Here is a 25,028-nt window from a genome sequence, read left to right as displayed (position 1 = left end):
TTCGAAAAGCTGATCTTTTTTGTAGCTATTGATTTAATGTACTTTGCTTTTTAACTAGTTCATATGGCAACTCAATGTGCGTCTCGTTTACTTCTTCGTTGTTCATCAATTTAGTAAGCATTCGCATTGCGACAGCCCCCATGTCATATAGCGGCTGCTTAATCGTAGTCAACGCTGGACGAACAACTGAAGCAAGCTGAGTTGCACTAGCAGTGACAATTTCCAAATCATCAGGAATCTTCTTGCCAGCATCAATTGCAGAATTCAAAATACCTACTGATGAAACATCACGAGTAACAATTACGCCATCAACGCCATCTTTAATCAATTGTGGGAATAAATTATAGCCATCTGAGTAATCCTTAATACCCGTGTAAACGTGTGGCTCACCTAAATCATTATTTTTAATAAAATCAAGATAAGCAGGAATTCTATTTTCACCGTTAACTACGGCATCTTGATCGCCAACTACAATGGCTAAATTCTTCTTGCCATCATGCAACATCAAATTAAGAGCTTCAGTATCGGCCTTCTTATAATCGATTGTCACTGAAGCAAATTCTTCACAATTATCCTTTGTACCAGCCAAAACCACTGGCGTATCCGTCCGCTTAAAGGCTTCTGCAGCTTCTTCAGGCAAACGATTAGACATATAAATCACGCCATCAACTTGCTTATTAAGCAAACTTTGAATAACCTGATCTTCTTTCATTAAGCGATTCTCAATACTAGTCATGATAATGTTGTATTTGTATAACAATGCAATATCATCAATTCCTTTAGATAATTCCGCAAAATATAAATTAGTCAAATCTGGAATAATCAAACCTACTGTAGTAGTCCGCTTAGAAGCTAAACCTTGAGCTACTGCATTTGGTTGATAGTGTAATCTTTTAATTACTGCAAGTACACGATCGCGCGTTTCTTTTCTAACGTTATTATTTCCATTAACAACACGGGAAACTGTAGCCATTGAGACTTTGGCTTCTCGAGCAACATCATAAATTGTAACCTCTTGTTTATGCATCTCTAATCTCTCAGTCCTTCCAAAAAATCCTTCACTTTAATTTATCATTATGCTGTATAAAGTGCAAACGTTTACAGCTTTTCTTTCATTTTTTCACAGTTAAACATGTTATACTGACAATAAACTAATGAAAAGAGGTTACATATGAACTCAGATAAATTACAACAATGGCTGCAAGATTCAAACAATGATATTGCATACATTTCTAATCCAATTACTATTTCTTACTTTACTGGCTATTCCATGGATCCTCATGAAAGAATTTTTGCTCTATTAGCCTTTAAAGATGCGGAACCTTTCATCTTCTGCCCTGCCCTAAACGTTGAAGAAGCAAAGAATTCTGAATGGAACGGCGATGTCTTTGGCTACCTTGATTCTGAAAATCCTTGGCGCTTGATTGCTGATAATGTTCGCAAGAGAACTAATGACACGCACAGTTGGGCAATTGAAAAAACTGATTTATCAGTTTCCCATTACCAACTTTTACGCAGCGAATTCCCTAGTGCTAGTTTTACAAATGACGTTTCGCCATTTATAGAAAGATTGCGTCTCTATAAGACTCCTGAAGAAATTAAGAAATTGCAAGGGGCTGGAGCTGAAGCTGATTTTGCCTTCAAGATTGGTTTTGATGCAATTAAAACTGGTGCAACTGAAAGAAGTATTGCCGGTCAAATTGACTACCAACTAAAAATCCAAAAAGGCGTCATGCACGAAAGCTTTGAAACTATCGTTCAAGCCGGTAAAAATGCTGCTAACCCGCACCTTGGTCCAACCATGAATACAGTTCAACCCAATGAATTAGTCTTATTCGATTTAGGAACTATGCATGATGGCTACGCATCCGATTCTAGTCGTACTGTTGCCTATGGTGAACCAAGTGCTAAGCAGCGTGAGATTTATGAAGTTGATCGCGAAGCACAACAAGCAGCTATTGAAGCAGCTAAGCCTGGTATTACCGCCGAAGAACTAGACAGCGTTGCTCGTGATATCATTACTAAGGCAGGATACGGCGAATACTTTATCCATCGTTTAGGTCACGGGATTGGCAAAAACGTACATGAATATCCATCAATTGTTCAAGGCAATGACTTAGTTCTTGAAGAAGGCATGTGCTTCTCCATTGAACCAGGTATTTATATTCCTGGCTTTGCTGGCGTCAGAATTGAAGACTGTGGTGTTGTAACTAAAGATGGCTTCAAGACCTTTACTCACACTGACAAGGACTTAAAAGTTTTACCATTGAAAGATTAATTATCGCTTTTACGTAAAAAAAAGCTAGAAAATTCTAGCTTTTTTTCTTACTTTTTAATTAAGCTTCTGGCTTGTCTGAACTAGTGTCATCTTTTTCGGCGTTGCTTAAATCATCTACTGATTGCTTAGCATTGTCTTCTTCAGTAACATCGTCATCCTTATCTGAATCATCGATTACAATATCATCGAAGTCCTTTAACTCTGAATCGTCTTCAACATTCTTAGGGAATGAAGCTAATTGATTCTTAACTACTTCAGTGCCATTATCGTATTTTTTCTTCAGATCTTGAAGCTTGTCGTTATCTTTAATCTTGTTCTTAACATCGTCAACTTGCTCATCACTAACTAGCAATGAACCGGCAATGAATCCAGCTGCGCAGCCAGCAACCGCGCCTAATACAAAACTTGCAAATTTTTTCATGGTGAATCCTCCTTTATTAATTGTCACCTCTGCGACGTCTTCTTCTTGCAAAAGCTGTCGCAGCTATTGAAGAAACTAGACCCGCATGCTTTAAATGATTGCTGCTAAAGCGTTTAGCCATTCTCTTAGAAGAATCATTCAATTCAGATACGCTCTCGCCTAAATCAGCAGCAGCCTTAACTACTGGATCTAACGTCTTCATTTTACCATTAACATCAGTCATTAGGTCATTGGTTTTATCTAATAAATCACTTGTTTGACCCATTAAGCCATCCACATTGTCAGATAGCTTTTTTAGTGATTGGTTCGTGGTCTCCATTGTCTTATTAGTTTCATTTAAAACTTTTGCAGTACGCATTAACATTGGAATTGTAAACAAAACCAGAATTAAAAATGCTACTGCTGCAATTAGCCCAGCCAAAGCACCATAAGAAATTGTCATCTTCTAACCTCCATATCTTCTAAAAAAAGTCTAGCATGAATATACTTTATTCTCAAACTATCTCTTGTTATCCTTAATTAAACCATATATTAGCAGAAAGGGCACCATATGAAGTTTTCTACACAATTTAAAATGCAAAAAATCCAAATAGATTGGGATAAAATTGGTCAAAATTTATTATCGATTATCTGGCAACTGGCAATCACTACTCTAATTTTTTATTTACTGTCACACTTCGGTCACAAGATCATCAATAACTATATATCTAGACACAACACCTTAAAAAATAAACGCTCTAAAACCATTACGGCTTTAATCAACAGCATTTTCCAATATACTTTAATCTTCTTTTATCTATTTGGCATCTTGTCCATTTTGGGCGCACCAGTAGGCACGTTATTAGCTAGTGCCGGGATTTTTTCGCTGGCTTTAGGAATGGGTGCTCAAGGATTTGTCAGTGATCTAGTCAATGGCTTTTTCATTTTAAGTGAAGATCAGTTTGACGTAGGCGACACCGTTTCCATCAATTCACAAATCGGGACAGTGGTGCAACTTGGTCTTCGAACGACTCGCCTCAAGGCCTCAGATGGCTCGATGATTTACATCCCTAACCGTAACATCACAATTGTGCAAAATCTGGCTCATAACGCAATCGGGTTGACCATTAACTTAGAGCTAGATGCAGATAATGACTTTGAAAAAATCGAACAAATTATCAAAGAAGTCAACGGTTCAATCAAGCCACCTAAAAAGTCCATCTCTTCTGGTCCGTCAATTATTGGCGTCACCGGACAAAATGGACAAACAATTACCTATGGCGTTTATTTTAAGGTCAAACCGGATCAGCAATCAGTCGTAAGAAATGCTTATTTGAGCCAATATATTCAGGCTTTTAAAAAAAATGACATTAAATTTGCGGCAACTGCCAGTACAATTAAAACCAGTGCATAAGAAAAGTGCTTAGGATATTAGTTCCTGAGCACTTTTTCATTAATCAAATTGTTTTAACCAATCTGGCAATTGTTTTAACAATTCACGAATTGCATTGCCGCGATGTGAGATTTCATTTTTCTCATCCGTTGTCATCTGCGCAAAGGTCTTGCCTTTATCTGGAATAAAGAACAACGGATCATAGCCAAAGCCATCTTCACCTTCTGGTCCAGCCAAAATTCGACCTGCACAAGTACCAGAAACCACTAAGTCTTTATCAAATTCGCCTGGCATAGAAACAACAATCGTGGTCCAGAACTTGGCTGTTCTTTTTTCTTCCGGCACACCGCCTAAATTAGCCAACAACTTAGCATTATTTTTGGCGTCATTATGAGCCTCACCTGCATAGCGCGCACTTCTAACGCCAGGTTCACCGTCTAAGGCGTCAACCATTAAACCCGAATCATCCGCAATGGTAGGCAATTTACTAAAATCAGCTAACTCATGTGCCTTGATCTTGGCATTTGCTTCAAAAGTATGGCCACTCTCAATTGGATGCGGTGGATTGTCTAAATCCGCGTTAGTCTTGATCTCAACATCAACGCCGGCTACCTTAAAAGCCTCTTTTAATTCCTTAGCTTTGCCTTGATTACCCGTCGCAAATAAAATTTCTTTTACCATTATTCGTTCTCCGTATCCACGTGCTTGGAAGTTAAAGTATCGTTAGCCATAAATGAACGAGCTAACTTATCAAAATTATCGACATTGCCAGTAGTGTAATATTCATGGCTGGCTTGATGATCACTTGTGCTAAATAATCCATCACGGCTCATTACATTGAAAGTATATTGCGCTACTTGATCAGCTGGATCCAAAATAGTCACATTCGGATTATCAATTGCTTCTTCAAATTCTCTTTGAATCAATGGATAATGCGTACATCCCAAAACCAAAGTATCAAAATCTTTTTCTTTTAAAGGAGTCAAACTTTCTTTTACCACTTTCAAGTTAGTCGCATGGTCTTTTCGAGCTTCAACCAGCGGTGCTAACTTAGGCGCAGCTAATTCAGTTACCTGAATCTCTGGATCTCTAAAGTGAATTTCCTTAGCATAAGCATGAGAATTAATGGTCACGTTAGTAGCTACTACCGCAACTTTTTTATTATTAGTTTTTCTAGCAGCATCAAGTGCACCCGATTGAATGACGCCAATAATTTGCGGTTCAACCTCTGTTTGAATGGTGCTCATTGCCGCAGCCGTCGCCGTATTGCAGGCAAAAATAATCAGTTTAACATTTTTACTAAGCAAAAACTTCACTGACTTACGCGTTAACTCAATTACTTCTTTCCTAGTACGATCACCATATGGCATATGGGCATTGTCCCCAATAAAAACAGTAGATTCGTTAGGCAATTTTTGAATTACTTTTTTAGCAACAGACAGGCCGCCAACACCTGAATCTAGTAGTCCAATCGGACGATTATCCATGATAAAAACCTCTTATTAAGAAAAAATTTATTTTCTACTCCTACTAGTTTACGGTAAAATAAAAAAGAATAAAAGGGATGAACAAGTTTATGACAGAAAACACAGAACACTCTAACGAACATGTATATTTTATTAATCAACTTTATCGCGATTTTCTTTTACCGACTATCTTAGGTGATGACAATGCTACTATCCTTTATTGGGCAGGTAAGCGGATTGCACGTCACTACGATTTGGCTGATTTGGATGATTTAGTAGAATTCTTCAATATGGCTCAATTTGGTCAACTAGAGAAGGTCAAAGAACGCCGCTCCTCTACTACCTTCGAGATCAGCGGACAAAACGTGGAAGATCGTTTAAATAGCGACAGTAAAGAATTCTCACTAGAAAGCGGCATGATTGCCGAAGCAGTCCAAAAATCTACCGGCAGAACTACCGAAAGTGAAATTCATATTCTAGATAAAGCAAAAAAAGTACAAATTATCGCTCGTTTTGGCTAAAGCATAGTTTTTTAGATAGACTATAATTCTTTATTTATGTATACTTTGAATAAAACTGTTAATTTAAACTTAGATATAGGAGTAATAAAATGCTGAAAGAATTTAAACAATTTATTGCACGAGGAAACGTAATTGATTTAGCCGTTGGTGTAATTATCGGTGTGGCTTTTACTGCAATCGTCCAATCCCTCGTTAAGAATTTAATCAATCCATTAATCGGACTTTTTGTGGGTAAAATTGATCTATCAGATCTTACGCTTAAAGTGGGTGACGCGAACTTTAAATATGGCAGTTTCTTAAATTCAGTGATTAATTTCTTAATTATTGCCTTTGTAGTTTTTCTAATCGTAAAGGTCGTTAACAAGTTCACTAGAAAAGAAAAAGCTCCAGCCGCACCAACTGAAGTAGAATATCTAAAAGAAATTCGTGACCTACTTAAAGAAAAAGAAGCAAAGTAAAAGGCTTGAGACAAACGTCTCAGGCCCTTTTTATATTCCCAATAATTAATTAGCGTATTGATCCAAAATTTGGTTTAACTTCTCCTTAGGAGTGTAGCCAGTAATTCGATCAACAATGTTGCCATCTTTTTTAACAATCAAAGTTGGAATAGCCATAATACCTAAGTTCTTAGCTAGATCTTGGTTTTGGTCAACATCGATCTTGTAGAAGTTAACATCTTGACGCTCTTCTGACAATTGATCAATTACTGGTGATTGCATTTTGCATGGGCCACACCAAGTTGCCCAGAAGTCAATCAAAGCTACGCCATTATCTGTTTCTTCCGCAAAATTTTGTTCATTAATTGCATCAACCATATTTAAATACCTCTCAAAATTATTTTTATCAAACTTTGTATTATTAGTATATGTGGTTTACTTACTTTTTGCAAGTAGGTTGCTTACTTTAATTGGACAATTGTTGCACCATTACCGCCTTCATTAGCAGGAGCGTAATTAAAGGCCTTAACATGATTGCTGCTGCGTAAATATTGCCAAACACCTTTTCTAATGGCACCTGTTCCGATGCCATGAATGATCGTTACCGTATCTAATCCAGCTAATAAAACAGAGTCAATATAACGATCAAGGTTAGTCATTGCCTCATCATAACGCTGACCACGCAAATCTAGTTCACTATGAGCAGTGCTTCTTCTAATAGCACTAGTTGCTCTGACTGTATGCTTCTTAGGTTGCGTATTGCCTGAATCAACTCGTTCAATATCACGATCACTAACTTTAGCCTTAATAATACCCATTTGAACTTCATATTCATGCTCAGACAATTTCTTAGTAACCGTCCCTGTCTGTCCATATGAGAGGACTTTAACCTGATTGCCTACACTTACATGATGTCTACGTTTTTCACGTTGTAGGACCTTATTATAAGCTAAATTATCAGCCTGACGCTCTAAGCTATTAAGTTCACCCTTAGCATCAATAATCTCGTTTTCTTTTACGCCCTTTTGCTTTTCAAGCCGAGCAATAATTTCATCAGCTTTTTTACGACGCTTAGCTACAATTTCATTAGCTCGCTCTTGCGCAAAATCTAACTGCTTTTGTACTCGTTGATTATACCAATCAAGTGCTTGCTGCAATTTTTGCTCTAACTTTTGACTGCGATCTAAGCTAGTCTCCAAATGATTACGGTCAGTCGTAGCCGCCTTAGTCTGTGCATTCAGCTTCGCAATCATCTTATTAATATCGGAATCTTCATCTGACATTAAGTTCTGCGCGTTTTTAACGACATCTTCACGCATCCCTAACCGCCGCGCAATTGCAAAGGCATTACTGTGACCCGGAATACCAATTTGTAAACGGTAAGTCGGAGACAAAGTCTTTAAATCAAACTCCATCGAAGCATTGGTTGTTCGTGGTCGATTATAACCATATAGTTTTAATTCAGGGTAGTGCGTAGTCACCATGATCTTAGCATCTTTTTTACGCAAAAAGTCTAGGGTACTAATTGCCAAACTAGCACCCTCTTCAGGATCAGTACCAGCACCAATTTCATCAATCAAGACCAGAGTTTCCTGGTTTACATTTTTCATAATGGCAATAATATCATTAATGTGCGACGAAAAAGTACTCAAAGATTGTTCAATTGATTGTTCATCCCCGATATCAGCATAAACCTGTTTAAACACGCCTACTTGACTACCTTCTTCAGCTGGAATGAACAAACCTGACTGTGCCATTAGTTGAATAATTCCCGCAGTCTTTAACGTAATTGTCTTACCACCAGTATTAGGACCAGTAATCAGCATGGTATCAAAATCGCCGCCTAAGCGAATATCATTCGGCACCACTTTTTCTGGATCAATTAATGGATGACGTGCATTACGCAAATTCAAAGAATGATCTTTCGTTAGCCTTGGTTCGCTAGCCTTCATCGCCTTAGCTAACTTAGCTTTAGCTTGCAAAAAGTCTAACTCAGTTAAACTAGCAGCAATCTTATTTAAGCCAGTAATATCCTCTCTAGCTAAATTAGACAAGTGTTTTAACACATTGCGAATTTCTTGCTTTTCTTGAGCAATTAAATTTTGCTGTCGGTTGTTTAAATTTAAAACCGCTTCAGGTTCAACGAACAGCGTTTGTCCACTCGCACTTTGATCATGAACTACCCCGCCAAATTTGCCTCGGTATTCCTGCTTAACTGGAATAACGTAGCGATCATCACGAATCGTTACGATTTGTTCAGACAAGTATTTGCTGCTATTCCCTTTAGTATAAGCAGCCATACGGTTTTTTATATCTTCTTCATTGCTGCGAATATCATGCCGCAAACGAGCCAAAGTATTGGAAGCTGTATCTAACACTTCACCATCGTAATCAAGTGATTTCTTTAATTCTTTAAACAGAATATCAGGTACATCCAACTGGTCTAAAATTGGTTCAATTGCAGTTAAATCAATTTTCTCATCATCAAGATCTTCTAAAAATTCATTAATTTCATTGGCTAAGCTTAAAACTAAAAGCAAATTACCTAATTCTTGAGCATTTAAATTAGCCTTAACGCTTAACCGCTTAGTACTTGGCTTAACATCTTGAAAGTCAGTTAAAGGAAGCTGTCCTTTAATTCTCATTAAATTAGCCAAGGCTAGAGTTTGCCTTAATGCCGTTTGAACCTGATCAAAATCCCCACTAGGAATTAATTGTTCTGCTCTTTGTTTAGCTGGAGCAGTAATGGCTAAACTACTTAATCGCTTAGTAATCTCGCCAAATTCTAAGATTTTTAAGATTTTATTATTCATAACTTTTTTGTTTCTAAAACTAACAAAAAGGACCAGCCACAGCCAGTCCCTTTTTTATTTACCACTTAAACGGTCATCGTTCAAAAATGTATTAAGCACTCCTTGAACCATGTCCCACTCATCATCAGATTCAATCTCATGCAAGTCGCTACTAGTTACATCTCCTGCATCATCTGCATCGTAACTAAAAGCTTGTACTTCAATATCTTCATCATCGCCAACAGCTGCTGGATAAAGAAGCACGTAAGATTTGTCATAATCTTCTGAATGAAAAGTAAATAATACTTCATACAGTTCTTCATTGCCTTGATCATCGATCAAGGTAATTTGACGATCTTCATCGTCACCATTAACTTGTGCTGCCATTTTAATCCTTTCGATGTAAATCTAAATAATTTTGCAAGATGAGCACCGCCGCCATTTGATCGATTACTTGCTTACGCTTTTTACGGTTATGAATACCCGCGTCCTCTACGAGCACGCGTTGTGATTCAACCGTGGTTAATCTTTCATCAGAATAATACACCGGTAACCCAAATTTTTCTTCAAGCCTCTTGCCATAAGCTTTGCTACGGGCAACCGAACCACCTGAGCTGCCATCCATATTTTTAGGTAAGCCTAATACAAAGCCATCAATATCGTATTTTCTAACCAAGTTCTTTAATGGACGCATACCAAAATTATATTTGGTTTCATCGATCTTAATAGTTTCTAATTTTTGCGCAGTAATCCCCAGCTCATCGCTAACGGCTACTCCCACAGTTTTAGAACCTACATCTAAACCTAATAAGCGCATTATTTATTCTTACCAAGATAACTCTTAACAAGTTCTTCAATAATTTCATCACGTTCGTGCTTAAGAATCAAATTACGGGCATCATTATGCCGTGGAATATAAGCAGGATCGCCAGAAAGTAAGTAACCTACAATCTGGTTGACAGGATTATAGCCCTTTTCTTCAAGCGCATTGTAAACATCTTGCAGAGTATCATAAACATTTTTTCCTTTATTCTGGTTAAAGTCAAAATGCATCGTCTTATCTAGCGAACTCATAATTATTCCTCCTGTCAACAATTTTACTTGAAAAAAAGCTTAAACACAATTAATTAATTTTAGTTCTTAGAAATTTCGTCAATTACGGCTTTAATGGCATCGTTCAAACCTTCTGGTTTCTTACCACCGGCTTGAGCCATGTTAGGACGACCACCGCCGCCACCGCCAAAGATTGGGGCAGCCTTCTTGATCAAGTCGCCAGCCTTAAGACCTTTATCCAAGGCCTTCTTATTCAAGCTAATGATCATGTTGACCTTGCCATCGTTATTAGCAGCTAATACCAAAACATCTGACTTGTTGCCGCTCTTCCAGTTATCAGCAAGTTCACGCAAGTCATTCATGTTGTTAACGTCAGCAATCGTAGCAATGACAGTTAAGTCACCGACTGATTTGACATCATCAAAGATCTTGCCAGCCTTAGCTTGGTTGATTTGCTTGTTCAAAGCTTCAACTTGCTTTTGACTGTCATGAAGATCGCTTTCGATTGAATCGATCTTTTCGATAATGTTGTCTGGCTTAGTTGCCTTAACGTCTTCTTGAATATCATCAAGCAAGCTTGAACGTTCTGCTAAGTATTCGTAAGCCTTCTTTGAAGTTACGGCTTCGATTCTACGCATGCCGGCACCAACAGCTGATTCTGAAGTAATCTTGAAGATACCGATTTGGTTAGTGTTGGAACAGTGAGTACCACCACAGAATTCACTGGAGAAGTCGCCCATTTGAACAACACGAACCTTGTCGCCATACTTGCCATCAAATAATGCCAAGGCACCCATCTTTTTACCCTCTTCAGGGGTAGTGATAGTAGTCTTAACTTGAATAGCTTCCCAAATCTTTTGGTTGACTAATTCTTCAACTGACTTAATTTCACGTGGAGTCATTGGTTCCATGGCAGTGAAGTCAAATCTCAAGTAATCAGGATCAACTAATGAACCAGCTTGGTGAGTATGTTCACCTAATACTTGACGAAGTGCTGCGTGAAGAAGGTGAGTAGCAGAATGAGAGTGACGTAAGCCTTCCCGACGTTCCTTGTCGATCTTTAATACGTATTCTTGACCCTTTTCTACTGGCAAAATCAGGTCAACAAAGTGTAAGTTTTGATCGTTTGGTGCGTGTTGAACATCAGTAACCTTAGCTACCAAATCGCCATCTTGGTTGTAAATATTACCGTGATCGGCAACTTGACCACCACGTTCTGCGTAAAATGGGGTCTTGTCAAAGACTAAGGTTGCGTGTTCACCGTCAGCCTTGTCAACTAACTTATCATCAACAACGATGTCAACTAACTTAGCATGAGGTTCTTCGTAAACGCCATATTCAAATTCTGACTTGTCTCTAATGTTCATCAAGGTTACGTCTTGACGACCCATTGATTGCAAATCGCCACGAGCTTTACGTGCACGTTCCTTTTGGGCCTTCATTTCAGCGTCAAAGCCCTTCTTGTCAACCTTAAGACCAGCATCTTGAGCTGATTCAAAGGTTAATTCATACGGGAAGCCATAGGTATCAAACATCTTGAAGGCATCTTTACCTGAAATAATCTTGTCAGGTGACTTCTTAGCCTTGTCGATTAAGTCATCAAGCAAAGTCAAACCAGTAGCCAAAGTTGATTGGAATCTTTCTTCTTCGTTCTTGATTACCTTTTCGATAAAGCTGCGTTGGTCCATTACCTCTGGGTAGTGGCTTTGCATAATCTTACCAACAACTGGTACCAACTTGTAAAGGAATGCTCCCTTGATGCCTAAACGTTGACCATTCAAATCAGCACGACGGATCAAACGACGCAATACGTATCCACGACCGGAGTTTGAAGGAAGGGCACCGTCAGCAATCGCAAAACTTACGGCACGAACGTGGTCGGCAATAATCTTAAAGGCAGTAGTGTCTTCCTTGTTAACGCCGTACTTCTTGCCTGGAGTCATTTCTTCAGTAGCATGAATGATTGGCAAGAACAAGTCAGTTTCGAAGTTGGTTGGTGCATCTTGCAAAATTGAAAGCACACGTTCAAGCCCCATACCAGTATCGATGTTCTTGTGTGGTTGATCAACATACTTACCATTTGGCAAGTGGTTGAATTGTGATAAAACGATGTTCCAAATTTCAAGGTAACGAGCGTTTTCACCACCAGGGAAGTTTTCTGGGTCGTCTTCAGCAACGTCGTTGTTTTCTTGACCACGGTCATAGAAGATTTCAGTATCAGGACCACATGGACCTTCACCAATATCCCAGAAGTTGTCTTCCAATTTAACAATGTGGTCTGCTGGCATCCCTGCCTTTACCCAAACGTTAAATGAATCAGTATCCTTTGGATAAACGGTACAGTAAAGCTTGTCTTTAGGTAAATCGAGCCACTTAGGACTGGTTAAGAATTCCCAAGCCCAAGGAATAGCTTGATCTCTGAAGTAATCACCTACTGAGAAGTTACCCAGCATTTCAAAGAAAGTTTGGTGACGAGCAGTCTTACCAACATTTTCGATATCGTTAGTTCTGATTGACTTTTGTGAAGAAGTAATTCTGTGGTTCTTTGGTACAACTGAACCATCGAAGTATTTCTTCATTGTTGCAACACCGGAGTTAATCCACAAAAGAGTTGGGTCATCTTGTGGAATCAGTGATGCACTTGGTAAAACCATGTGGCCATGTTCTTTGAAGAAGTCTAAGAACATTTGGCGAAACTCTGAACTATTTAGTTTCTTCATTAAAATTTCTCCCTAAAAACAAATAAAAAACACCATTGCTTACTCAAGGACGCTCCGCGCGCGGTACCACCTTGATTGCAACAGTGTTTGTTACCTCTTGATATTATTAATTTAAAAACTTAAAGGAGCATTCCTTAATCATTATTAAGCCTTCTCATCTAACTGGCTCTCTCTTGGAAATAATTAATCAAGCAACATATCTTAAGCTGAGAATAATTGTACTACAAAATTAACGTGTGTCAACGTCCTTGTTCACGCTTGCGTTTTCTTAAACGCTTAGCTTTTCTAATTTCATGACGTTGTTCAAGCTTACGTTTCTGACGATTATCTTCTTGAATTGCTCGCTTAATCTTCTTCTTGTAGCCAGGCTTACGTTTTCTCTTTTCCTTTTTAACGTAACCAACTAACTTAGTATCAAGCTTGCGATTCTTACCTTGACGATTCTCACGACTGCGGTAATGCTTACGCGGTACTAATTCACCATTCTTCATTTCAACAAAGTCGAAATGAACACCCATCTTTTCCAAGTCTTCAATCCGGTTCATTTCTTCTTCACGAATTAAAGTAATTGCATGACCTGATAAGCCATTACGGCCAGTACGACCAATCCGATGAATGACAAACTCGATATCACGTGGAATTTCATAGTTAATAACTAAACTAACGCCATCGATATCAAGACCACGTGCTGCTAAGTCGGAGGCAACAACATATTGAAATTGTCCTTGTTCAACTTGACGCAAAGTACGTTTTCTTTCTCGTTCAGTTACCCCGCCATGAATCTTAGCTACCTTTAATCCTTGATCTTGCAAGTATCTGGTCAATTCATCGACAGTTTGCTTAGTATTGGCAAAAACCAAAGCTAAATATGGTTGTCCCATCGTTAACAGCTTATACAAAACGCTCTTACGATTCTTAGAACCAATATCAAGCAAGTCATTTTTAATCGTAGGTGCAATCACAGTCGGATTATCAATGACGATTTGATCCGAATGAGTCATGTACTTACGCAGGAAGTTAGACAACTTCACTGGGATGGTTGCTGAAAAGGCAGCAATTTGCACGTCTTTAGGCAACTTAGCAGCGACCTTGTCAATATCTGCCAAAAAGCCCATATCTAAGGTCATATCAGCTTCATCGATGATCAAAGTCTTCACTTGGTCAACAGCGAAAACTTTTTTCTCCACAAAATCGAGCAAACGACCTGGAGTGGCAATTACTAATTGCGGCGTATTATTTTCATACTTTTCAAGTTGACGTTCGCGGTCAGTCCCACCAGCAAGGTGCGCAATTGAAAAATGCATCCCTGAAGCGTCTCTCAACTGACGAGCTACTTGGTACAATTGATCTGCCAATTCACGACTAGGCAAAGTGACGATAGCTTGCACATAATGTGCGTCTTCTTCAATTTCATTAAAAATTGGCACTAAGTAAGCATGCGTCTTGCCTGATCCAGTTGCGGCTTGAACAATTACGCTTAAGTCAGATAGCATCGCAGGGATAACTTTTTCCTGCACCTTAGTCGGCTTTTCAAAATGAATCTTCTTTAAGCCAATTTGAATAGCTGGTTTAATTTTAGAATCTTCAAAAATATTATTCATGATCTTCCTTATATTTCTTAGTTACTTCGACAACTTCGGCAAAGACTTGCTTTACTTCGCCCATGTCCTTAGCGTTGGCACCACTAGCTAAAGCGTGGCCACCACCATCATGCTTAGCAGCTAATTCGTTAATAACTGGACCCTTTGAACGGTAATGTACCCGGAAAGTGCCATCCGGCTTTTCTACAAAGACGTTCCAAGCAAGAACATCTTCAATGCGGCCTGGTGTTGAAACGGCCACATTAGCTTGATCATCAGTTAAACCAAGCTTCTTTAAATCGCTTTGCATCAAAATAGTGTAAGCTGCACCAACTGGGTTAATTTTCATCTTATCCATGGCCATTGCTTGCAACTTAGCTTCATCAAAGGTTACATCGGCAATGTTTCTCGCAATTTCGGTAATATCGATTCCAGTTGCGGCAAGTTGGGCTGCTACCTTAAAGGTGTGTTCTGAAGTTTCTGGATACATGAAACGACCAGTATCACCCACGATACCTGCATAAAGTGGATAGGCAATTTCTTTGGTAATCTTGAAGCCTTCTTCATTCAAGAAGTCGACAATAATTTGACTAGCTGCAGGAGCATCTGGATCGACATAGCTCATGTCTGCGTATGGATCAACATCTGGGTGGTGGTCGATCTTAATTAAAAAGTCGCCTTGGTCATAAAGCTTGTTGGAAATTCTTGGCGTATTAGCTGTATCAGTAGTGATTACCAATGCGCCCTTGTAATCTTCCGCCTTAACTTGGTCCATATGATTAATCCAAGCTAAGTCCCCTTCGTCATTTTCACCAGCACAAAGAACACGCTTGTCTGGGAATTTTTCCATCAATGCACGAGCCAAGCCCGCTTGTGAACCAATTGCATCTGGGTCTGGACTAGTGTGACGGTGCAAGATAATTGTTGGGTATTGTAAGATTTTTTCATAAATGTCGTCAAAACTACTCATTTTTTATTCCTCGTCTTCTAAAAATATCTGTATCTAGTTTAACAGAAAAACATTTTATTTTTTACTCGAACAATTTGATCGGTTGATAATTATTTTTTTCAAAATCAGTTACGGTCACGCCTAATAAACGAATACCATCTTCTAAAAAGCCATGGACGCTGTCAAACAAATCCTTGGCAACATCAAAAAATTCAAAGCGACTATCAGAAGGATGCTTTAGTTTTCTGCGTTTGGTTACCGTCTCAAAATTGTTGTTGCGCACTTTAATAACTACCGTCCCAGCGTGAAAACCGCGCTTCTTTAGTTCTTTTTCTAAATATTCACAGTAGTTGCGCATCTTGGTCAATGCTTCATCGCGATTATAGATGGCCGGCTCATAGGTACGCTCCATTCCGATCGATTTACGATTAGCATCGGAATCTGCCACTACCGGCCGCAAGTCAATCCCATGCGCATGTTGAGCAATAATGTAGCCCATTTTCTTAAATTTTTTAAGCAAAACAAACACTGGAACCTGCCGTAAATCCCCGCCAGTATAAACATCCATCTTGTGCAATTCTTCCTGCGTTTTTGGTCCAATCCCAGGAAACTTGGCAATCTTTTGCATCCCTAAAAAATTCAAGGCTTCATCAGGTAAAATCACAGTTCTACCAAACGGCTTGGCATATTCTGAGCCCATTTTGGCCAAGAATTTATTATATGAAACCCCAAATGAAGAATTCAAGCCTAATTTGCTTTTAATTTTCTTTTGCAAATCTAAGGCTAGCTGAACCGACGATTCCTGTCCTATTTTATTATGAGTGACATCCAAATAAGCTTCGTCTAAAGCAACAGATTCTACTAAATCCGTAATCTCATGCATAAAACTGTGAACTTGCGCAGATACCCGATGATATTTTTCAAAATTAGGGCGAATAAAAACTAATTCTTCTTCCGGCACCAAGTGAACTGCCTGAATTGCTGGCATCGCTGAATGAACGCCATATTTTCTAGCATGATAATTACAAGTTGCTACTACGCCGTGGCCACCATTATGCCGTGGATCTTGCCCTACTACTAATGCTTTATTTTTTAATTCCGGATGATCTCGCGTTTCTACAGAAGCGTAAAAAGCATCCATGTCTAGATGAATAATCCGACGATGGATGTCATTTTGCGGTAATAGATTTTCTTTACTCATAAATCCAATGTTCAGTTAGGGATTCAAAGATGTTATTAGCCTCTTTTGGTCCCATTCTGTATGGCAGATATTGGACAACCTTTGGCTTGCCCACTTCATTTTCTTTTTGCCATGCATCTTCAATGGCATCAATGAATTCCCAGTAGCGCTTCAATTCGCTCCAATGAGTGAAGTTGGTCGAATCATTGACAAAAACATCATGCAATAATCTCTCGTAGCCATCTGGCACTTTAGCCATTTCTGCTTTAGAAAAAGCATAGGTTAAATTTTCACGGCGAATCCCCGGTTGATCAATTCTCTTGCCATTGATGGTAATGTAGATCTTACTCTCTGGATCAATTTCGATAGTAATATTGTTGGAATGAGCTTGACCATATAGATTGTTGATATGCTTGAGCACAATATCGATCCGATTCTTTTTTTCTCTAAGCTCTTTACCAGTTCTGAAGTAAATTGGTACACCAGCTACTGGTCCCTTAGCAAATTTAACTTTACCGGCCACAAAAGTTTCGGTATTCGAATTTGGATCAACATTCGGTTCTTGCTTGTAAGCAAAAGTGGTGTCACTACCCAAATATTTGCCACGCACAAAGTCCTTTTTGACATCTTCGGGCGTTGGAATAATCATGCTGGCTAGCAAATCTTGCTTAGCTTGGTGCACGCTAGCAGAATCTAAATCTTTAGGTTCCGGCATCGCAAGCAAAGTAATAATCTGGAAGATATGGTTTTGGACCATGTCGCGCAAAGCACCAGAAGTATCATAGTAGCCGCCGCGGGCTTCTACACCTAAACGTTCAGCCAAAGTTACCTGAATATTTTTAATGTAGTCACCTGACCAAATATTCTTGATGAGTGGGTTGGTAAAGCGCATTGGCATGATGTTTTGCACCATTTCTTTACCTAAGTAGTGATCAATTCTGAAGATATCGTCTTCATCAAAGGATGCAGTAATTTCCTTATTAAGTTTTTCAGCTGAAGCCAGATCATGACCAAATGGCTTTTCCACTACAATTCTATTAAAGCCGCTGCCAGTCAAATGCTGATCATTAATGTGTGTAGCAATCGTGCCGAAAAATCTTGGAGCCATTGCCATGTAGAATAACCGATTGCCACGAGCAAAATAACGATCATCTAAATCTTGAGCCAACTTTTTAAGAGTTTCATAGTGTTCAACGTTAGTAACATCGTGAGATTGGTAATAAAAATGACTAGCGAATTCTTTTAAATCATTTTCGTCAACTGTATCATGCGTCTCATGAACTGCATCACTGACCTGTTCACGCAAATATTCATGTGACCATGGCCTGCGCGCAGTACCAATAACTGCAAAATTATCATGAATCAAACCTTGTTCATAAAGATTAAACAAAGCCGGATAGAGTTTGCGGTGAGCTAAGTCACCACTACCACCAAAAATAATCATCACAACAGGAATATTTTTCATAGCTAAATCCTTTTCTGTAACTTGTTAACTTAATCATTTCTATTTTACAACAAGCAGTTTTAAGGCAAAACAAAAGCGTCACATTTGCCGCTTTTGTTAATTTCGAAGTTTTAATTACTTATCTTCTTTGTTTTCTTCAGTAGAAGTTGACTTAAGTTCATCAGCTGGAGCTGGCTTAATTTTTTCCTTTTCATCTGACTTATCAGTCTTAGCATCTTCTGCCTTGTCAGCTGGCTTTTCTTCAGTCTTTGCAGGCTCTGCAGGAGCAGCAGCTGGAATAATACGACGGACAGCCATTCTTTCGAAGGTTAAGTAAATGCCATCAGCGTCAACCACGATAGTATGATCTCCGTTAATCTTATCAACCTTGGCGTGCAAACCATCAACTAAGACTACTTCGTCACCCTTCTTCAACTTGTCCATCATTTGCATTCTCTTTTGTTGCTGCTTCTTTTGCGGACGAATCATACCAAAGTAAGTAAAACCGATCAAAATAATAAATAAAATGATCATCATCATATTGCCGCCAGCAGCGCCACCAGCATTTGCTAAAAATAAAGTATTCAAATTTTTCACCTCATAAAATTATTGTGTAATTAATATTACTATTATACAGAAAAATATACTATTTATCACCTGGAATAGGCAAACCAAGTTGTAAATATGCCTTATCAGTCACCATGCGACCGCGCGGCGTCAATAAAATAAAACCATGCTGCAATAAATATGGCTCATATAGAGATTCAATCGTTTCTCGATCTTCCCCAATATTAGCAGCTAAGGTCCGAATGCCAACTGGACCACCATTATAGCCTTCAATCATTGTCCGCAGCAGCTTACGGTCAGTCTGATCCAGTCCTTCATCGTCAACTTGCAACTGCTTTAAAGCATGTTCCGTCGTCGCCCAAGAAATCGTTTGTTCACCCTTAACTTCAGCAAAGTCACGCACCCGTTTTAGTAAACGGTTAGCAACCCGCGGCGTCCCCCGCGATCTACGAGCTAATTCGTGGGCCGCTTCCGGTGCAATCGAAGTATGGAACACATCACTGGAACGAAGCACAATCTTTTCTAGCTCATCAACCGTGTAATATTGCATGTGCTCCACAATGCCAAATCGATCACGCAAAGGAGCAGATAATTGTCCCGCTAAAGTCGTTGCACCAATCAAAGTAAACGGTGGAAGTGGCACGTGCACAGCATGCGTCGTCTGTCCTTCACCAATTACGATATCAATATAGTAGTCTTCCATTGCCGAATAAAGCACTTCTTCAACTGGTTTAGCCAAGCGATGAATTTCATCGATAAATAGCACATCACCGGGATCAAGGTCTGATAAAAGGGCAACCAAGTCCCCTGTCTTTTCGATTGCCGGACCACTCGTACTCTTTAAGTGCACGCCCAGCTCATTAGCAATTACAAAAGCCAAGGTCGTCTTACCTAATCCAGGCGGACCATATAAAAGTACGTGGTCTAACGCTTCATCACGCTGCTTAGCCGCTTTAATATAGATCGACATTTCCTTTTTAACTCGCTCTTGCCCTAAATACTGATTTAAGGTTTGCGGACGTAAAGAAAGCTCCATCTCTTCTTCTTCAGGATTTTCAATATTGCCTGAAGTTACTGCATCTTCATTTTCTGCCACTACTTTCACTTCCTTATGTTAATCAAGCCTTACCATTATACCAAGTTCTACTTCTTAAGCAGTAATGCCAAGCCTTTTTTAATATATTGATCAGCCGTATCTGCATCAAATTTTTCTAATTTTGGCGTAATCCGGTCGACCTCTTTTTGGGTATAACCTAGCGCAATTAGGGCTAATAACGCATCATTTAAGGCTGGTGGCACATCTTCGCCATCATCTGTTCTATCCAGCCGCGCAACATAATCGCCTAGCTTGCCTTTGAGATCGAGTACAATCTGAGAAGCTGTTTTTTTGCCCACGCCAGGAAAACGGGTTAAGTACTTTACTTCACCTTGTTCAATTGCCTCAGCTAACGAATCACTGTCTTCCGCTGCCATAATCGCCAACGCGCTTTTAGGTCCAATGCCGCTGACACTAAGCAATTTAAGAAACAAGCCTTTATCATCTTGGCTTTGAAAACCATATAGCGTAATTCCAGTATCACGTACAACTTGCTCAATAAAAACCTTGGCCTTTTGTCCTTGCGTATAAGCAAATGGCGTCGGGCTGTAAACTTTATAGCCAACACCACCTACATCAACCACGACATAACTTGGCGCAACTACAGTAATTATGCCATCAAAATATTCATACATTTATTCATTCCTCTTAAACATTTTTCTTAATTCATTTTGACTCATTCGAATCAAAACAATACGTCCATCAGCATCGTGATATGGATCCGTTGTTTTACGCAAATCAAGCAAAATCTGCTTACCCTCAGCGGCAGATAACTTAATTTTACCTTTAATTTCACGCTTAGCTTGCAATGCAGCAACCCGTTTAAATAGTCTATTTGACTTTCCTTTATCAAGATTTAAGTAACTATCTAAAATCTGCCGAATTGATTCTTCAATATTATTATGAATCCAAGTAGGATATGACCGCACAATAAAACTATTTTGACCAAACTCCTCTAAGTGAATTCCTAATGTCTTAATTTGCTCAATTCTATCTTTAATCTGTAAAAAATCAAGATTACCAAACTCTAAAACAATTGGTGTCAGTAATCCCTGCTGAACAATCTTTTTAGCCGCAATCATTTTAAAAATTTGCTCAAATTTCAATCTTCTGCGTGCAGCCACCTGATCAACTAGAAAAAGATCGCCATTATTTTCTGAAATCAGGTAAGTATCGGTCTGCCCTATATAAGCCAGACGTGGTAAATTATTGGCTAGAGTTTCATCCCCACTAGAGATGACTTCCTGATTATTCTGATTTGAACTAAATGGCGTTAAGGTCTGCTGGAGCGCAACATTTTTATCCCAGGTTTTGGTGATGATATATTTATCATCTTCACGTGGAATATTTAAATTAACGTAACCAGAACTAGTTTGTTTTTCTTCAGTCGCATCCTTTTTAGGAGCAGAAAAAACCGATTCTTCTTCATGTACTTCTGGCTCTTTTGAACGCGTAGTATTCACCACATCTTGGTTTAAATTAAATTCCAATTGATCCACAAGCGTATCACGCTGATTGTGTAAATTAGAGAAAGCACTAGTTTGCTCGACTTTTTCCACAAGTGCATTACTAATTGCACTTGTGATTAAGCGGCTTAATTCTTTTTCCTTAGATAAACGTACTTCTTGCTTAGTGGGATGCACATTAACATCAACAAGCAAAGGATCGACATGTATTGCCAAAACAACAATTGGATAATGGCGCGCAGCTAATTTTGAACCATATCCATCCATGACTGCGGTATTCAACTGGAAGTTTTTAATGTAGCGGCCATTAAGCAAAATCGAAATAAAGTTACGCGTCGATCTAGTCAAGCTTGGCTTAGACATTAAACCATTGATTTTAAAATCACTATCTTTAGCTTGAAATTCTTCCATGCCTTCCGCGATATGGCGACCATAAACGTTAGCCACGGTTTGTTTCAAGTTGCCATTGCCCGTCGTTCTCAAAATTACTTTACCAGTATTCGACAAGGTGAAAGACACATGTGGATAACCCAAAGACAGCCGGTTAATAATATCCACAATTTTCATTGTTTCCGTCCGTGGACTGCGCAAATATTTTAATCGCGCTGGCGTATTGAAAAACAAATCCTTAACCGTAATCTTAGTTCCTTGACGCGCAGCAGAATCTTCTTGCCCCTTTTTATTGCCACCGCTAAAAGTAGCGCGAACGCCGATGGCGCCTTCGGTTGCAGTTATGATCTCAACGTGACTAACCGCAGAAATTGAAGCTAAAGCTTCACCACGGAAACCCAGGGTTGCTACTTTAAACAGATCATGCTCATTATTAATTTTACTAGTCGCATGCCGTGTAAAAGCCAGATCAACTTGATCACGGGCAATCCCAGTTCCGTTATCCTGCACAACAATTTGTTTTAAACCAGCATCTATAAAATCAACTCTAATTCGTGTGGCACCTGCATCCAGCGAGTTTTCTACCAATTCTTTGACTACGCTAGCAGGACGCTCGATTACCTCACCCGCTGCGATTTGATTGGTAAGGTTTTCCGACAACTCATGAATTTTAGGCATTAGTGATCATCCTTTAAGTCTTTCTGCCAATCGGCTACCATCTGCATAATCTGCAGCGGTGTTTTATCAGCTAAATAAAGATTAGAAATATCATCTAAAACGTCTTGCTCAGCATCGGTTATTGCAGGTTTGTCATTTTGTACTTGTTCTTCATCATTAGTGTTTTCCACAGGTTCTGCAAACAAGTCTAATTGTTGACTAACTGGAGCAAGTTCACTACCTTGAGCTTCTAATCGCTTGAGCAATTTTGTTGCTTCACGTAAAACTGCCCGTGGCAAACCAGCAAGTTGGGCAACGTGGATACCATAACTTTGATCGGCTGGTCCTGGCAAAATTTTATGCAAAAAGATCAACTTGCCATTCTCTTCGGTTGCACCAACGTGAATATTCTTCAAATGATCTAACGTTTCATCAAGAGCAGTCAATTCATGATAGTGAGTCGCAAACAAGGCCTTGGCGCCAACCTTATCGTGCAAATATTTAACAATCGCACCGGCTAAAGCCATCCCATCATAAGTTGCTGTGCCTCGACCAATTTCATCAAATAAAACTAAGCTGCGTTTTGTCGCGTACTGCAAAGCATCGTTAGCTTCACTCATTTCCACCATAAAGGTACTTTGACCAGAAATAAGGTCATCAGCAGCTCCAATTCTAGTAAAGATCTGATCAAAAATTGGTAAATCAGCACTGTCTGCTGGAACAAATGAACCTACCTGCGCCATAATCGCAATTAATGCCATCTGCCTCATATAGGTACTCTTACCAGACATGTTAGGTCCAGTAATTAGGAAAATGTCAGTGGCAGAATCCATTTTGACGTCATTAGGAATATAGGAGCCAGCAGTCATGACTTTTTCCACAACGGGGTGACGACCATTAACCACATTAATATCTTGATTATCAGTATGGAAAGTTGGCCGGCAGTAATTATTTTGTTCAGCCACAGTCGCAAAGCCGCAGTAAACATCCAGAGCGGCTAATTGATTGCCTAGTTTTTGCAAAGCTGGAATATACTTTTTAACTTCTTCACGCAATTTGACAAATAGATCATATTCCAAATCTGTCGAACGAGTTTGAGCTTCAAGAATGAGGTTCTCGTGTTCCTTTAATTCTGGCGTGATATACCGCTCGGCATTAGTCAAGGTTTGTTTACGAGTATAACGATCAAGTGGCACTTTGCTCTTATTGCCATTAGAAACTTGAATGTAATAACCAAAAACTTTGTTATAGCCAACTTTTAGATTTTCAATGCCGGTCTTTTGCCGCTCATCTGCTTCCATCTGAGCTAGCCACTGCTTACCATTATTCATAGCATCACGATAGCGGTCCAACTGCTTATCCACACCCGGTTGAATTAATCCACCTTCAGTTGTTAACAGCGGTGGATCCTTAACTAAAGTAGTAGAGATCATTTCTGCAACGCCTTTAAGTGGATCAATGTCTTTAGCATAATCCTCCAAAACTTCACTATCTGATTGATTTAAGGCATCCAAAATCACAGGGACGGCTTGCAGCGAACGCGACAATTGTAATAGTTCACGCGCATTCACATTGCCAAAAGCAATCCGACCAGTTAATCGTTCCAAGTCATAAACGCCTTTTAACGCATCAATCGTATTTTCTCGAGTAAAATAGCCCTCAAACAAAGCTTGAACCATTTCTTCACGATGATTGATTTGATCGACATTTAAAAGCGGACGCGCCAGCCATTGTTTGAGTAGTCGTCCACCCATCGCGGTATGAGTTTTGTCCAAAACCCAGAAAAGCGAACCCATCTTTTTGCCAGTTTTTGCAGAGGCGATCAATTCCAAGTTGTTCTGCACCACATGCGACATCTGCAAATATTGGTTGACTTCGTAGCTTTTAGCAATCTGCAAGTGAGCCAGGCTTCTCTTTTGCGTAGACAATAAATAGCCCACTAATTGTCTAGTTGCTTCTTTTTCCGCATGATTGGTTAAATTTTGTTCAACATAAGAAATTTCCGCATGTTCACCTTCAATTGGCGTAGGACTGGAGACTGTAATATTAGCCTTGTGCATAAAGTCTTTTTTTTGCTCAGTTAACGGACCATTATACACAACTTCTCTTGTTCTTAAAGACAAAAGCTCATTAGAAACCGCGTCAAAACTCTTCAAATGCGTAGCATAAATTTCACCCGTGGATAAATCACTATAAGCTAAGCCAAAACCGCTTTTAGTAGTCACTACAGAAGTTAAATAATTAGAATCCTTGGCATCATTAGGGCCTTCATTCATCATGGTTCCGGGCGTAACCAGTTGAATAATGCCACGTTTTACCATGCCCTTAGCTTTTTTAGGATCTTCCAGCTGCTCGCAAAGTGCAACTTTATAGCCTTTTTCTACCAAAGTATTCACATAAGTATCCACAGCTAAATGAGGAACCCCAGCCATAGGAATAGGATTCTTAGTTTTATTAGAACGATGCGTTAAAGTTAATTCAAGAATTTGTGCACCCTTTACCGCATCATCTTCAAACAATTCATAAAAATCTCCGACGCGATAAAAAAGAAAAGCATCAGGATATTGCTTTTTAATTTCATAATATTGTTCCATCATCGGAGTCTTTTTTTCAGCCATTTAAGTCTCTTTTCTATTTTC

At 39.2% G+C, this 25,028-nt stretch carries 23 protein-coding genes and 1 pseudogene; 4 read left to right on the top strand and 20 right to left on the bottom strand.

Translation table 11 applies throughout. The features are described 5' to 3' along the window. Nucleotides 1–25 precede the first annotated feature (25 nt). Nucleotides 26–1,027: a substrate-binding domain-containing protein gene (locus ICI50_RS02415; protein ID WP_013853631.1), complete on the bottom strand. Its 1,002-nt coding sequence runs from the start codon at nucleotides 1,025–1,027 to the stop codon at nucleotides 26–28. 144 nt (nucleotides 1,028–1,171) lie between these two features. Here ICI50_RS02415 and ICI50_RS02410 point away from each other — a divergent pair, with 144 nt between their 5' ends. Next, nucleotides 1,172–2,278 (top strand): M24 family metallopeptidase, encoded by a 1,107-nt coding sequence (locus ICI50_RS02410; RefSeq protein ID WP_013853630.1) that lies wholly within the window; start codon nucleotides 1,172–1,174, stop codon nucleotides 2,276–2,278. Between the two features lie 58 nt (nucleotides 2,279–2,336). On the opposite strand, the gene ICI50_RS02405 is transcribed toward ICI50_RS02410, so the two are convergent. Continuing rightward, nucleotides 2,337–2,699: a hypothetical protein gene (locus tag ICI50_RS02405; protein ID WP_013853629.1), complete on the bottom strand. Its 363-nt coding sequence runs from the start codon at nucleotides 2,697–2,699 to the stop codon at nucleotides 2,337–2,339. Nucleotides 2,700–2,715: 16 nt separating this feature from the next. Next, nucleotides 2,716–3,141, bottom strand: coding sequence for a DUF948 domain-containing protein (locus ICI50_RS02400; RefSeq protein ID WP_188891876.1), 426 nt, complete (start codon nucleotides 3,139–3,141; stop codon nucleotides 2,716–2,718). 108 nt (nucleotides 3,142–3,249) lie between these two features. On the opposite strand from ICI50_RS02400, the gene ICI50_RS02395 reads away from it, so the two are divergent. Continuing rightward, nucleotides 3,250–4,092: a mechanosensitive ion channel family protein gene (locus ICI50_RS02395; protein WP_188891875.1), complete on the top strand. Its 843-nt coding sequence runs from the start codon at nucleotides 3,250–3,252 to the stop codon at nucleotides 4,090–4,092. Nucleotides 4,093–4,131: 39 nt separating this feature from the next. Here ICI50_RS02395 and ICI50_RS02390 read toward each other — a convergent pair whose 3' ends face one another. Then, the gene (locus ICI50_RS02390) at nucleotides 4,132–4,752 is read right to left on the bottom strand and encodes an XTP/dITP diphosphatase (RefSeq protein WP_095341916.1); all 621 of its coding nucleotides are present in this window, start codon (nucleotides 4,750–4,752) and stop codon (nucleotides 4,132–4,134) included. Beyond that, entirely contained in the window at nucleotides 4,752–5,558 is an 807-nt protein-coding gene (gene murI, locus ICI50_RS02385) for a glutamate racemase (protein ID WP_095341917.1), read from the bottom strand. Before murI ends, ICI50_RS02390 begins: the two co-directional genes overlap by 1 nt. A gap of 77 nt (nucleotides 5,559–5,635) precedes the next feature. Between murI and ICI50_RS02380 the strand changes: the two genes are divergently transcribed. Continuing rightward, on the top strand, nucleotides 5,636–6,058 hold the full coding sequence (locus ICI50_RS02380; RefSeq protein ID WP_025084059.1) for a YslB family protein: 423 nt from the start codon (nucleotides 5,636–5,638) through the stop codon (nucleotides 6,056–6,058). An 89-nt stretch (nucleotides 6,059–6,147) separates the two neighbouring features. Then, nucleotides 6,148–6,516 (top strand): large-conductance mechanosensitive channel protein MscL, encoded by a 369-nt coding sequence (gene mscL / locus ICI50_RS02375; protein WP_054640209.1) that lies wholly within the window; start codon nucleotides 6,148–6,150, stop codon nucleotides 6,514–6,516. Nucleotides 6,517–6,561: 45 nt separating this feature from the next. Here mscL and trxA read toward each other — a convergent pair. The 15 genes and pseudogenes from trxA to mutS form a co-directional block, all read right to left on the bottom strand. Then, a pseudogene (gene trxA / locus ICI50_RS02370) lies at nucleotides 6,562–6,912 on the bottom strand (thioredoxin); the annotation flags it as partial. Nucleotides 6,913–6,956: 44 nt separating this feature from the next. After that, nucleotides 6,957–9,308: an endonuclease MutS2 gene (locus tag ICI50_RS02365; protein WP_188891874.1), complete on the bottom strand. Its 2,352-nt coding sequence runs from the start codon at nucleotides 9,306–9,308 to the stop codon at nucleotides 6,957–6,959. A gap of 54 nt (nucleotides 9,309–9,362) precedes the next feature. Further along, on the bottom strand, nucleotides 9,363–9,674 hold the full coding sequence (locus ICI50_RS02360; protein ID WP_188891873.1) for a DUF1292 domain-containing protein: 312 nt from the start codon (nucleotides 9,672–9,674) through the stop codon (nucleotides 9,363–9,365). Between the two features lies 1 nt (nucleotide 9,675). Then, the gene (gene ruvX / locus ICI50_RS02355) at nucleotides 9,676–10,104 is read right to left on the bottom strand and encodes a Holliday junction resolvase RuvX (protein WP_188891872.1); all 429 of its coding nucleotides are present in this window, start codon (nucleotides 10,102–10,104) and stop codon (nucleotides 9,676–9,678) included. Further along, entirely contained in the window at nucleotides 10,104–10,361 is a 258-nt protein-coding gene (locus ICI50_RS02350; RefSeq protein WP_003627753.1) for an IreB family regulatory phosphoprotein, read from the bottom strand. The genes ruvX and ICI50_RS02350 overlap by 1 nt, the downstream gene beginning before the upstream one ends. Nucleotides 10,362–10,420: 59 nt before the next feature. Continuing rightward, nucleotides 10,421–13,060, bottom strand: a complete 2,640-nt coding sequence (gene alaS, locus ICI50_RS02345; protein ID WP_188891871.1) for an alanine--tRNA ligase — start codon at nucleotides 13,058–13,060, stop codon at nucleotides 10,421–10,423. A 239-nt stretch (nucleotides 13,061–13,299) separates the two neighbouring features. Continuing rightward, nucleotides 13,300–14,661, bottom strand: a complete 1,362-nt coding sequence (locus ICI50_RS02340; protein ID WP_188891870.1) for a DEAD/DEAH box helicase — start codon at nucleotides 14,659–14,661, stop codon at nucleotides 13,300–13,302. Further along, on the bottom strand, nucleotides 14,654–15,610 hold the full coding sequence (locus ICI50_RS02335) for a DHH family phosphoesterase (RefSeq protein WP_188891869.1): 957 nt from the start codon (nucleotides 15,608–15,610) through the stop codon (nucleotides 14,654–14,656). The genes ICI50_RS02340 and ICI50_RS02335 overlap by 8 nt, the downstream gene beginning before the upstream one ends. A 61-nt stretch (nucleotides 15,611–15,671) precedes the next feature. Then, nucleotides 15,672–16,790, bottom strand: coding sequence for a DNA polymerase IV (dinB, locus tag ICI50_RS02330; RefSeq protein ID WP_188891868.1), 1,119 nt, complete (start codon nucleotides 16,788–16,790; stop codon nucleotides 15,672–15,674). Further along, nucleotides 16,783–18,234 (bottom strand): glucose-6-phosphate dehydrogenase, encoded by a 1,452-nt coding sequence (zwf, locus tag ICI50_RS02325; protein WP_188891867.1) that lies wholly within the window; start codon nucleotides 18,232–18,234, stop codon nucleotides 16,783–16,785. Before zwf ends, dinB begins: the two co-directional genes overlap by 8 nt. Before the next feature lie 114 nt (nucleotides 18,235–18,348). After that, on the bottom strand, nucleotides 18,349–18,801 hold the full coding sequence (gene yajC / locus ICI50_RS02320) for a preprotein translocase subunit YajC (RefSeq protein ID WP_013853613.1): 453 nt from the start codon (nucleotides 18,799–18,801) through the stop codon (nucleotides 18,349–18,351). 58 nt (nucleotides 18,802–18,859) lie between these two features. After that, on the bottom strand, nucleotides 18,860–19,876 hold the full coding sequence (ruvB, locus tag ICI50_RS02315) for a Holliday junction branch migration DNA helicase RuvB (protein WP_056940877.1): 1,017 nt from the start codon (nucleotides 19,874–19,876) through the stop codon (nucleotides 18,860–18,862). A gap of 47 nt (nucleotides 19,877–19,923) precedes the next feature. After that, nucleotides 19,924–20,511, bottom strand: a complete 588-nt coding sequence (gene ruvA, locus ICI50_RS02310) for a Holliday junction branch migration protein RuvA (RefSeq protein WP_013853611.1) — start codon at nucleotides 20,509–20,511, stop codon at nucleotides 19,924–19,926. Continuing rightward, the gene (gene mutL, locus ICI50_RS02305) at nucleotides 20,512–22,410 is read right to left on the bottom strand and encodes a DNA mismatch repair endonuclease MutL (protein ID WP_188891866.1); all 1,899 of its coding nucleotides are present in this window, start codon (nucleotides 22,408–22,410) and stop codon (nucleotides 20,512–20,514) included. Continuing rightward, a complete protein-coding gene (gene mutS, locus ICI50_RS02300; protein WP_095341966.1) occupies nucleotides 22,410–24,986 on the bottom strand; it encodes a DNA mismatch repair protein MutS in 2,577 nt (858 codons plus the stop codon). Before mutS ends, mutL begins: the two co-directional genes overlap by 1 nt. Nucleotides 24,987–25,028 lie beyond the last annotated feature (42 nt).

It is taken from the genome of Lactobacillus kefiranofaciens (assembly GCF_014656585.1).
Classification (GTDB): domain Bacteria; phylum Bacillota; class Bacilli; order Lactobacillales; family Lactobacillaceae; genus Lactobacillus; species Lactobacillus kefiranofaciens.
The sequence above is the reverse complement of the archived record's forward strand: the minus strand, read 5'-3'. Positions and strand labels throughout refer to the sequence as shown.